8 protein-coding genes are annotated in these 11,716 nt (G+C 44.9%); all 8 read left to right on the top strand.

Annotated elements, in window-relative coordinates; genetic code table 11:
* Positions 1-2: 2 nt before the first annotated feature.
* Entirely contained in the window at positions 3-1,232 is a 1,230-nt protein-coding gene (gene ftsW / locus L9Q39_RS11845) for a cell division protein FtsW (RefSeq protein WP_237485244.1), read from the top strand.
* Positions 1,219-2,280, top strand: coding sequence for an undecaprenyldiphospho-muramoylpentapeptide beta-N-acetylglucosaminyltransferase (gene murG, locus L9Q39_RS11840; protein WP_237485243.1), 1,062 nt, complete (start codon positions 1,219-1,221; stop codon positions 2,278-2,280). Before ftsW ends, murG begins: the two co-directional genes overlap by 14 nt.
* 18 nt (positions 2,281-2,298) lie before the next feature.
* On the top strand, positions 2,299-3,759 hold the full coding sequence (gene murC, locus L9Q39_RS11835; protein ID WP_237485242.1) for a UDP-N-acetylmuramate--L-alanine ligase: 1,461 nt from the start codon (positions 2,299-2,301) through the stop codon (positions 3,757-3,759).
* Positions 3,760-4,009: 250 nt separating this feature from the next.
* Positions 4,010-4,798: a cell division protein FtsQ/DivIB gene (locus L9Q39_RS11830; protein WP_237485241.1), complete on the top strand. Its 789-nt coding sequence runs from the start codon at positions 4,010-4,012 to the stop codon at positions 4,796-4,798.
* An 87-nt stretch (positions 4,799-4,885) separates the two neighbouring features.
* The gene (gene ftsA / locus L9Q39_RS11825) at positions 4,886-6,148 is read left to right on the top strand and encodes a cell division protein FtsA (protein WP_237485240.1); all 1,263 of its coding nucleotides are present in this window, start codon (positions 4,886-4,888) and stop codon (positions 6,146-6,148) included.
* Between the two features lie 29 nt (positions 6,149-6,177).
* Positions 6,178-7,410, top strand: a complete 1,233-nt coding sequence (gene ftsZ, locus L9Q39_RS11820) for a cell division protein FtsZ (protein WP_237485239.1) — start codon at positions 6,178-6,180, stop codon at positions 7,408-7,410.
* A gap of 101 nt (positions 7,411-7,511) precedes the next feature.
* Entirely contained in the window at positions 7,512-8,429 is a 918-nt protein-coding gene (gene lpxC / locus L9Q39_RS11815; RefSeq protein WP_237485238.1) for a UDP-3-O-acyl-N-acetylglucosamine deacetylase, read from the top strand.
* Positions 8,430-8,870: 441 nt separating this feature from the next.
* Positions 8,871-11,597, top strand: a complete 2,727-nt coding sequence (gene secA, locus L9Q39_RS11810) for a preprotein translocase subunit SecA (protein ID WP_237485237.1) — start codon at positions 8,871-8,873, stop codon at positions 11,595-11,597.
* Positions 11,598-11,716 lie beyond the last annotated feature (119 nt).

Below are 11,716 nucleotides of genomic sequence, written 5' to 3'. Positions count from 1 at the left end.
CGATGATAGCGAAGCTATGGAATAACCGCCTATGGTGGCAAGAGAGCAAAAGCCCAATTGAGCCTCTGTATGATAGACAGTTGGTCTGGTTAGCGTTTGCTTTAATGATCACTGGGCTAGTTATGGTGACATCTGCTTCTTTTCCTATCAGTACCCGACTGACGGATCAGCCATTTCATTTTATGATCCGTCATGCTGTCTTTCTGGTTTTGGCTTTAGGTGTATCCGGTGTGGTCTTGGTGATACCCAGCCAAAAATGGTTTCAATATAGCTCTCATTTGTTGGCGATCGCCATTGGCTTATTAATTGTGGTTTTGCTGGTGGGTAAGTCAGTTAACGGAGCATCTCGCTGGATCCCTTTGGGGCTTTTTAACTTACAGCCAGCAGAAGTCGCCAAATTGTCGCTGTTTATTTTTATGTCGAGTTATCTTGTTCGCAAGCAAGATGAGGTGCGCCACTCTTTCTTTGGCGGCTTTATTAAGCCGATCATTATTTTTGTTACTCTGGCGGTATTGCTACTGGGTCAACCTGACTTGGGAACCGTGGTGGTGATGTTGGTAACCTTGTTTGGAATGCTGTTTATCGCGGGTGCCAAACTATACCAATTTATCGCGTTGCTGGTGGCGGGGCTGTCTGCTGTTATCGGGTTGATTTTAATTGAACCCTATCGTATCAGGCGTGTGACTTCTTTCTTGGACCCATGGGAAGAGCCCTTTGGTAGTGGCTATCAATTGACCCAGTCATTAATGGCATTTGGTCGTGGTCACTGGACGGGGCAAGGGTTGGGTAACTCGGTACAGAAACTTGAGTACTTGCCTGAAGCGCATACGGACTTTGTGTTTGCAGTTTTAGCTGAAGAACTGGGTTTTATCGGCGTGACTCTAGTGTTAATGCTCGTGTTTGCTTTAGTGCTAAAGGCGCTCTACATCGGTAAACGCGCTTTTGATAATAAACAGCTATTCGGTGGATACCTCGCTTTTGCTATCGGTATTTGGTTTGCTTTCCAAACATTAGTGAATGTCGGCGCAGCTTCGGGTATGGTGCCGACCAAAGGTCTAACGCTGCCGCTGATCAGTTACGGCGGTTCCAGTTTGATTGTTATGGCGACGGCGGTCTCCATATTGCTCAGAATAGATTTTGAATGTCGCTTATTAGCAGTCAGTCCGAACAAGGCGACTCCGAAAAAAGCGCCAGTGAATGAACAAGAGTCCGAATTAGATGACAAAGAATAAGCGTTTGATGGTGATGGCTGGAGGTACTGGCGGACACGTGTTTCCTGGTTTATCTGTAGCCAAAAGACTACAGCAGGAAGGCTGGGAGATCCGCTGGTTGGGTACAGCCGATCGAATGGAAGCCGATCTCGTCCCCAAATATGGTATTGAGATCGATTTCATTAAGGTCAAAGGATTACGAGGGCAAAGTTTAGCTAAGCTAATCAGCGCCCCTTGGCAGATTTTAAATGCGGTTTTACAGGCGCGTAAGCATCTGAAGCATTGGCAGCCTGATGCCGTCCTCGGTATGGGAGGATATGTTAGTGGTCCTGGTGGCTTAGCTGCATGGACATTAGGTATTCCCGTTATTCTGCATGAGCAGAATGGCGTAGCAGGTTTAACCAATAAATGGCTGTCAAAAATCGCTACTAAGGTGTTTCAAGCATTTCCCGGCGCCTTTGCTAACGCTGAAGTGGTTGGTAATCCGGTTCGCCAAGATTTACTGACTCTTGACTCACCACAGCAGAGGTTCGCAGATAGACAAGGACCTATCAGAATTCTGGTGATGGGCGGCAGTCAAGGCGCGCGTATTTTGAACCAAACCCTTCCTGAGGTAATGGCACTCTTGGGGCGCGATTATCAGATCTTGCATCAAGTTGGTGCGGGAAATCAGCAGCAGGTTGAGGCGGACTATCAGCAAAAACAGATAACAACAGCCGAAGTCACAGAGTTTATTGATGACGTCGCGCAAGCCTATACATGGGCGGATATCGTGATTTGTCGCTCTGGCGCATTAACGGTATCAGAACTGGCTGCAGTTGGCTTGGGCGCGATATTTATCCCGTTTATGCACAAAGATCGTCAGCAAGCCCTAAATGGCGATTATCTTGTAGAAAAAAATGCGGCGTATATGATTGAACAGTCGGAATTAACAGCCGAAAAGTTGGCCTCGCAAATTCAGCAATTAAATCGTCAGCAGTTGCAGACCTTAGCGGAGAACGCGAAAGCGGCGGCTAAGCCAGAGGCAGATATTCAAGTTGCACAAGCAATCAAAGAACTCACTAAATAACTTAACGAGACACATTCCATGACACAGCAACATAAACAAGACTTAGCGCAAATCCGTGCCTTGGTGCCTGAGATGAGAAGAGTGAAGAGTATTCACTTTGTCGGCATCGGTGGTGCAGGTATGAGCGGTATTGCGGAAGTTCTGCTTAATGAAGGCTACCAGATCACAGGTTCTGATTTGGCAGAAAATGCTGTGACAGAGAGCTTAAAGCAGAAAGGTGCCACGATTTATATTGGTCATCAAACATCAAATGTTGAGCAAGCGAGTGTGGTCGTGGTTTCGACCGCGATCGACATTAAAAACCCTGAATTGATCGCGGCAAAAGAGCTTCGGATCCCAGTCGTGCGTCGTGCTGAGATGTTAGCGGAATTAATGCGATTTCGTCATGGGATCGCGGTTGCTGGCACGCATGGTAAAACAACCACGACTGCCCTTGTGACTCAGATTTACTCTGAGGCTGGAATGGATCCGACGTTTGTTAATGGTGGTTTAGTTAAGAGTGCGGGTACCAATGCTCGTTTAGGTTCAAGTCGGATATTGATTGCAGAAGCGGACGAAAGTGATGCTTCATTCTTGCACCTGCAACCGATGGTTAGCATTGTTACCAACATCGAAGCGGATCACATGGATACCTATGGTGGTGACTTTGAAACCTTAAAGCAGACGTTTGTTGATTTCTTGCATAATCTACCATTTTACGGTCAGGCGGTGCTGTGTATTGATGATCCTGTGGTGCGTGAATTAATCCCTAGAATTAGTCGCCATGTGATTACCTATGGTTTCTCCGATGATGCGGATGTGCGCATTGAAAACTATCGTCAACAAGGTCAGCAAGGCAAATTTACCGTGGTTCGAGAAGCGAAAGACGATCTCGAAATTACCTTAAATATACCGGGTCAACACAATGCATTGAATGCGGCGGCGGCTATCGCAGTAGCAACCGATGACAACATCAGTGACGATGCTATTTTGAGTGCCATGCTAGGCACTCAAGGTACAGGACGCCGCTTTGATCATCTTGGCGAGTTTGATACCGGTAATGGTCAAGTTATGTTGGTTGACGACTATGGTCATCATCCAACCGAAGTGGATGTGACGATTAAAGCGGCCCGAAGTGGTTGGCAGGATCGCCGTTTAGTGATGGTTTTTCAGCCGCATCGCTATAGCAGAACACGAGATCTTTATGATGATTTCGCCAATGTATTGGAACAGGTTGATGTTTTAGTGATGTTAGATGTCTATGCAGCAGGGGAAGCGCCTATTTCCGGTGCCGATGGACGTGCCTTATGCCGTACCATTCGAGCAAGAGGTAAAATCGATCCTGTTTTTGTTCCTGACGTCGCGGCATTACCGTCGGTGCTCTCAAATTTGATCCAAGAAGGCGATCTTGTTTTAACTCAAGGTGCAGGTGATATTGGTAAGGTAGCGAAACAACTGCAGCAGATGCAACTCAACATTCATACAATGAGTAACAGTTAATTTTTATCTTTAAAAGTTACCTGCTTGTTAAGCCTCTGCGCTTGTGGCATTGTTATTCGTTTGAAGTATCGCAACCAGTAAAAGAGTTTGCCGCCAAAACGCTTATGGTGACAAATGGTCTTTTATGGTGCATATAGTTGGATAGTTTAGTTTTCGTGAGTATAATCGGTCGATATCTCAATTTGACTTGAGCTTTTATTTGGTATTGTTATCAGAAATAGTCACAGAAAGTGGGTAAGGAAACAGAAGCTTGGCAAATACTTCATACCTCAGTGATGAAAAAGCACATCCTATTCCTCTGTTATCAAAACACGGAATCGGAGCTGTTTTTTTAGTTACGGTTATTGCAGTAATTGCTTGGCTGCTCTATTCGACAATAAGCTGGATGCTAGACGATCAACGGCTACCACTGTCGAAGATTGTGCTACAAGGTGAACTTACTCACGTTAGTGCTGCGGATGTTCAAGACGCTTTTGGACAGTTGGAGCATATTGGCAGTTTTATGTCGCAAGATATCAATGTTCTGCAACACAGTGTTGAGCAGATCCCGTGGGTTTCGCAGGCATCGGTCCGTAAACAGTGGCCAGACACAGTAAAAGTATTTTTAACAGAGTATCAAGCAGTCGCTATTTGGAATGGCATAAGCCTATTAGACGTTAATGGTGTTGTGTTTAATGGCGACCTAACTCAATTGGAGCAAGAGCAGGCTAAGCTCTATGGTCCAGATGGTTCTCAAGTGGATGTATTAAGCACTTATCGAGATAGTAATAATTCACTCAAGCAATTGGGATTATCTATCTCTTCATTGGTGCTCAATGATCGAAGAGCTTGGCAAATTATTTTGGATAATGGGATACGCCTTGAACTCGGTAAAGACTCGTTAAAAGAAAGATTGTTGCGTTTTATTGCGCTTTATCAAGAGTTAGGAGATAAAGCGAGTAAAGTTAGCTACATTGATTTACGATACGATACTGGCGCAGCGGTTGGTTGGTATCAAGACTTACAGGATGAACTCCAAGACGGAACTCAAACCAAGTAGTCAGTGCATTAAGTTAGTTATCACTCATTGGAAGATGGGTGATAACTAACTTTATGTCTAAGCGAAAACCAAGATAAGAGAGAAAAGATGACGAAGGCCATGGATGACAATATTATTGTCGGTCTTGATATCGGCACTGCCACTGTGTCTGCTCTGGTAGGTGAAGTTCTACCGGATGGGCAGGTGAATATCATTGGTGCTGGAACCAGTCCCTCAAGGGGAATGGACAAAGGTGGCGTTAACGACCTTGAGTCGGTAGTAAAATCTGTACAGCGCGCGATCGATCAAGCAGAACTTATGGCCGAATGCCAAATTAGTAATGTGTTTCTCTCACTTTCTGGCAAGCATATTGCTAGTCGTATTGAAAAAGGTATGGGAACCATTTCCGAAGAGGAAGTGTCTCAAGAAGATATGGATCGCGCGATCCATACCGCTAAATCGATCAAAATTGGCGATGAACAGCGTATTCTTCATGTGATTCCGCAAGAATTTACCATAGACTATCAAGAAGGCATCAAAAATCCGCTTGGTTTATCAGGTGTGAGAATGGAAGTTAGTGTTCACTTAATTTCCTGCCACAATGATATGGCAAGAAATATCATTAAGGCTGTTGAGCGTTGTGGTCTTAAAGTGGAGCAGTTGGTTTTCTCAGGTCTGGCGTCGAGTAATGCCGTAATCACAGAAGACGAACGTGAACTTGGTGTGTGTGTGGTTGATATTGGCGCTGGGACGATGGATGTTTCTATTTGGACCGGTGGCGCTTTAAGGCACACTGAAGTGTTCTCTTATGCTGGCAATGCGGTGACGAGTGATATCGCATTTGCATTCGGTACGCCAATTAGTGATGCTGAAGAAATCAAGGTCAAATATGGCTGCGCATTAAGCGAGTTGGTCAGCAAAGATGACACAGTAAATGTACCTAGTGTCGGTGGTCGTCCATCACGAAGCCTACAGCGTCAAATGCTGGCAGAAGTGATCGAGCCCCGATATACAGAATTGATGGGACTTGTTAATCAAACAATTGACAATGTTCAAGCTAAACTTAGAGACAGTGGTGTTAAACACCATCTGGCTGCGGGCATAGTCTTAACAGGCGGTGCCGCACAACTAAAAGGGGTTGAGGAGTGCGCTGAACGCGTGTTTCGCAACCAGGTTCGTATTGGCAAACCTTTAGAGGTGAGTGGCCTTACGGACTACGTTAAAGAGCCGTATCATTCTACGGCAGTAGGATTACTTCATTATGCAAGAGATAGCCAGATTAATGATGACAACGATTACAGCGAACCAAAGCGCCAATCGGTAACATCATTATTTGGAAAATTGCGTAACTGGATACAAAAAGAGTTTTAACCTGAGTTGCAGGAAAACGGAGATAACAAATGTTTGAACCGATGATGGAAATGTCTGACGAAGCGGTAATTAAAGTTGTTGGCGTCGGTGGTGGCGGTGGTAACGCTGTAGAACACATGGTTCGCGAATCTATTGAAGGCGTTGAGTTTATCAGTGTTAACACTGATGCTCAGGCGTTGAAAAAGACGAGCATTAACAGTGTGATCCAAATTGGTGGTGATATCACTAAAGGTCTTGGTGCGGGTGCAAACCCTCAAGTTGGACGTGATTCTGCTCTAGAAGACAAAGAAAGAATTAAAGAAAGCATTGCTGGCGCCGATATGGTGTTTATAGCAGCTGGCATGGGCGGCGGTACGGGTACTGGTGCAGCGCCTGTTATTGCTGAAGTAGCTAAAGAGCTTGGAATCTTAACGGTAGCGGTGGTGACTAAGCCATTTAGCTTCGAAGGTAAAAAGCGTCTTGCATTTGCGGAACAGGGTATCGAAGAGCTGTCAAAGCACGTTGATTCTCTAATCACGATTCCAAATGAAAAGCTACTTAAGGTTCTAGGTCGTGGTGTTACTTTATTAGAAGCTTTTGCAAGTGCCAATGATGTACTCAAAAATGCAGTACAAGGTATTGCAGAGTTGATTACTCGCCCTGGCATGATTAACGTCGACTTTGCTGATGTAAGAACAGTGATGTCGGAAATGGGTCATGCGATGATGGGTAGCGGTATTGCTAAAGGCGAAGACCGTGCTGAAGAAGCTTCAGAGATGGCAATTTCTAGCCCTCTTTTAGAAGATATCGACTTAGCGGGAGCTCGCGGTGTGCTGGTTAACATCACAGCGGGTCTCGATATGCGCCTAGACGAGTTCGAGACGGTGGGTAACACAGTTAAAGCTTTTGCTTCTGACAATGCAACAGTGGTTATCGGTACTTCTCTAGACCCAGATATGAGCGATGAAATTCGTGTGACTGTGGTCGCGACAGGTATTGGAAACGAGCGCAAACCAGATATCACTTTAGTGACTGGCGGTAAAGCGCAAACAGCACCTGCTCAAACGACAGCACCGGCAACGCCAGCAGCAAGTATGGAAGACAACAAGGCACAAACATTGCATGTTAATGCCAAAGGTAGCACAGAGGCGAAACCTCAAACTGCGGCACAGACGCCATCTCAAGGCTCGCCGTCAGCAGGTAGCGCAGCGGTTGCTAACAAGCCAGAGAAAGAAAGTGGCTACTTGGATATCCCTGCATTTTTGCGTCGTCAAGCTGACTGAACACTTGGTCAAATTTGACATAGCTCAAAAAACTGGGTAGGATTCGCGCTTGCTTACATTATCATCAGTGATATTTGTAGCGTAGATTGAGAGGTTTTCAGATGATCAGACAACGTACGCTTAAAGAAATAGTGACTACAGTAGGGGTGGGTCTCCATTCTGGCCGTAAAGTAACACTAACTTTGCGTCCAGCTGCTGCTAATACAGGTATCGTTTACCGTCGTACTGACGTAAACCCACCGGTAGATTTCCCAGCTGATCCTCTCTCTGTACGAGATACTATGCTTTGTACTGCATTGGTCAACGATGAAGGTGTTCGTATTTCAACAGTAGAACACTTAAACGCAGCGCTTGCTGGTATGGGTATCGATAACTTAGTTATTGAAGTTGATGCTCCAGAAATTCCAATTATGGATGGCAGTGCAAGCCCGTTCGTTTATCTGCTGCAACAAGCAGGTATTGAGATGCAGAATGCACCGAAGCGATTCATTCGTATTAAGAAGCCTGTGCGCTTTGAAGATGGTGATAAGTGGGCTGAGCTAAAACCTTATAACGGTTTTAGAATGGATTTCGAAATCGAATTCAATCACCCAGCCATTGATGCTGATGAACAGAGACTTGTTTTTGACTTCTCTAGCCAAGGCTTTATTAAAGAGATCTCTCGCGCTCGTACCTTTGGTTTTATGCGTGATATCGAGTATCTTCAATCACAAAACTTGGTGTTAGGTGGCAGTTTCGATAATGCAATCGTACTGGACGAGTACCGAATCCTGAACGAAGAAGGTCTACGTTTCGAGAATGAATTCGTGACTCACAAGGTTCTTGATGCGATTGGTGACCTTTATATGGCTGGTCATGCCATTCTTGGTGATTTCTCGGCGTATAAATCTGGTCACGGTCTAAACAACCAATTATTGCGTGCGGTATTGGCTGACCAAGAAGCTTGGGAATGGGCAACCTTCGAACAAGAAGTCGAGTCCCCTGTCGCTTTTGCCGACCCAACGATGGTTCTTGCATAAATGGTTCTTGCGTAATTGAAATTCAGCATATGAATTAACAGAAAATCAGGCTCTTGAGCCTGATTTTTTTATACCTAAATTAGTGTTAACTCCGCGTAAAGCGGCAATTTTTTGCCTCTCTATTTGTCTTTCTAACAATAAGCGGCAAGCTTTGATTTGATAATCTGCATTAATAATTGTGCAATTCTTCTTCGATCTCGCCATAAAAGTTCTAAATACATCAAACTAATGGCGGATAGTATGTCTTGATGCTTTGTTGTTCGCTTAAAAATTCCTTACACTATGTGCCATTAATTGATATGAGCACCTTGAAATTTCAACCTTCGGACTCAATATCAGCAGAAGTGGATATGATCTCAGTATGGTTCAGTGACCTAAATCGAGACGGAAGGCATTTAAAATAGATCATTACGATCTAATGGTAGAGAGAAATAAAATACAATGATTACTAAGCTACTGACCAAGGTCATTGGTAGTCGCAACGACAGAACATTGCGTCGACTAAGAAAAATCGTAAAACAGATTAATAACTACGAGCCACAGTTCGAAGCGTTGTCTGACGAAGAATTAAAAGCGAAAACAATTGAATTTCGTGAGCGTTTAGATAAAGGCGAAACACTCGATCATATTCTACCAGAAGCATTTGCTACCGTTCGCGAAGCATCTAAGCGTGTGTTTGGCATGCGTCACTTCGATGTGCAGTTAATCGGTGGTATGGTTCTCGAAAGTGGTCAAATTGCAGAGATGCGTACTGGTGAAGGTAAAACGCTGACAGCAACACTACCAGCTTATTTAAATGCTCTTCCAAGCAAAGGCGTACATGTCGTTACCGTTAACGATTATCTAGCGAAGCGAGATGCTGAAACGAACCGACCTTTATTTGAATTCCTAGGCATGACGGTTGGCGTTAACGTACCCAACATGGCGCCACACGATAAAAAAGCGGCATATCAAGCGGATATTCTTTACGGAACAAACAACGAATTTGGTTTCGATTACCTGCGTGACAATATGGCCTTCCGTGCAGAAGACCGCGTACAGCGCGAGCGTTTCTTTGCGGTAATCGATGAAGTTGACTCGATCTTAATCGATGAAGCGCGTACGCCGTTGATCATTTCCGGTCCAGCAGAAGATAGCTCCGAACTCTACAGCCAAATTAACCTGCTGATCCCTAAACTTGAGCGTCAAGATAAAGAAGATTCAGAAGAGTATCGCGGCGATGGTCACTATACCGTTGACGAGAAATCGAAACAGGTTCACCTGACTGAAACGGGTCAAGAATTTGTTGAACAGTTACTGATGGATAACGACCTGATGGAAGAGGGAGACACCCTTTACTCTCCAACTAACATCAGCCTACTTCACCACGTAAATGCCGCTCTTCGTGCTCATGTGCTGTTTGAAAAAGATGTTGATTATATCGTCAGTGAAGAAGGCGAAGTGGTTATCGTTGACGAACACACTGGTCGTACTATGCCAGGTCGTCGTTGGTCTGAAGGTTTACACCAAGCGGTAGAAGCAAAAGAAGGGGTTCAAATTCAGAATGAAAACCAAACTCTTGCTTCGATTACTTTCCAGAACTACTTCCGTCTGTACGAAAAATTATCAGGTATGACGGGTACCGCTGATACCGAAGCGTTTGAATTCCAGTCAATCTACGGCTTAGATACCGTGGTTATCCCAACCAACAAGCCGATGGTTCGTGATGATATGCCTGACATGGTTTATCGTACTGAAACGGAAAAATTCAACGCGATTATTGAAGATATTAAAGAGCGCTCAGTAAAAGGTCAGCCTATCTTGGTGGGCACGGTATCGATTGAAAAATCGGAACTCCTTTCTAACGCTTTGAAGCAAGCTAAGATCAAGCACAGTGTTCTAAACGCAAAATTCCACGAGAAAGAAGCGGAAATCGTTGAGCAAGCGGGTACGCCAGGCGCGGTCACTATCGCAACTAACATGGCTGGTCGTGGTACTGATATTGTGTTGGGTGGTAGTTGGCAGGCAAAAGTCGACCAAATCGAAAACCCGACTCCAGAGCAGATCGCAGCGATTAAAGCTGAATGGAAAGAAGTCCATGACAAGGTACTTGAAGCTGGTGGTCTACACATCATTGGTACTGAGCGCCATGAATCGCGTCGTATCGATAACCAGCTACGTGGTCGTTCTGGTCGTCAGGGTGATGCGGGTTCTTCACGTTTCTACTTATCAATGGAAGACACGCTATTGCGTATCTTTACTTCTGACCGTATGGCAAGCCTGATTCAAAGCGGTATGGAAGAAGGTGAAGCGATCGAGAGTAAGATGCTTTCTCGTTCCATTGAAAAAGCACAGCGTAAAGTCGAAGGTCGTAACTTCGATATCCGTAAACAGCTACTAGAGTTTGATGACGTTGCCAACGACCAGCGTAAAGTGGTTTATGAACTGCGTGATGAGCTAATGAGTGCGGATGATATCAGCGATATGCTGGCTCACAACCGTCAAGATGTGTTCACCTTGGTCATGGATGAGTATATCCCGCCACAATCTTTAGAAGACATGTGGGACATTGCAGGTCTGCAAGAGCGTTTGAAGAATGATTTCGATCTTGAGCTTCCAATTCAATCTTGGTTGGAAGAAGACGATAAACTCTATGAAGAAGCACTACGTGAGAAGATCCTTGAAAATGCAGTGACTGTATACAAGGAGAAAGAACAAGTCGTTGGTGCGGAAGTGCTGCGTAACTTTGAAAAGTCAGTCATGCTGCAAACCTTGGACACTTTGTGGAAAGAGCACTTGGCTGCAATGGATCATCTTCGTCAAGGTATCCACTTGCGTGGTTATGCACAGAAGAACCCGAAACAAGAGTACAAGCGTGAATCGTTTGAGCTATTTGAGCAATTGTTAGACTCACTGAAGATGGACGTGATTACTATCTTGTCTAAAGTTCGAGTGCAACAGCAAGAAGAGGTTGAGCGTATGGAAGCTCAGCGTCAAGCTCAGGCTGAAGCCGCAGCACGTTTAGCAAAAGCTCAACATGCTGAAGCGGAAAATCAGCTTGCCGATGGCGACGCGACGGATGATTCACACCAACCAATGGTTCGTGAAGATCGCAAAGTCGGTCGTAATGAGCCATGCCCGTGCGGATCCGGTAAGAAGTACAAACAGTGTCACGGTAAGATTGCATAATCTTGCTAGACCGATGAAAAGAAGAGTCGCTATATAGCGGCTCTTTTTTTACTTGTTGTCTTGCATTTTAGTCTTAACTGGCGCTAGTGTGGACGACAAGATTTATCTTTGAGAACACA

It is taken from the genome of Vibrio hippocampi, assembly GCF_921292975.1.
Lineage (GTDB): Bacteria > Pseudomonadota > Gammaproteobacteria > Enterobacterales > Vibrionaceae > Vibrio > Vibrio hippocampi.
Note: the sequence above shows the minus strand (reverse complement) of the source record. Positions and strands in the feature narration are given on the sequence as shown.

What these genes read in the sequence shown, in the direction of transcription:
- lpxC (WP_237485238.1), top strand. Translation starts at nt 7,512, where the DNA reads ATGATCAGACAACGTACGCTTAAAGAAATAGTGACTACAGTAGGGGTG.
- murC (WP_237485242.1), top strand. Translation starts at nt 2,299, where the DNA reads ATGACACAGCAACATAAACAAGACTTAGCGCAAATCCGTGCCTTGGTG.
- ftsA (WP_237485240.1), top strand. Translation starts at nt 4,886, where the DNA reads ATGACGAAGGCCATGGATGACAATATTATTGTCGGTCTTGATATCGGC.
- secA (WP_237485237.1), top strand. Translation starts at nt 8,871, where the DNA reads ATGATTACTAAGCTACTGACCAAGGTCATTGGTAGTCGCAACGACAGA.
- ftsW (WP_237485244.1), top strand. Translation starts at nt 3, where the DNA reads ATGATAGCGAAGCTATGGAATAACCGCCTATGGTGGCAAGAGAGCAAA.
- murG (WP_237485243.1), top strand. Translation starts at nt 1,219, where the DNA reads ATGACAAAGAATAAGCGTTTGATGGTGATGGCTGGAGGTACTGGCGGA.
- ftsZ (WP_237485239.1), top strand. Translation starts at nt 6,178, where the DNA reads ATGTTTGAACCGATGATGGAAATGTCTGACGAAGCGGTAATTAAAGTT.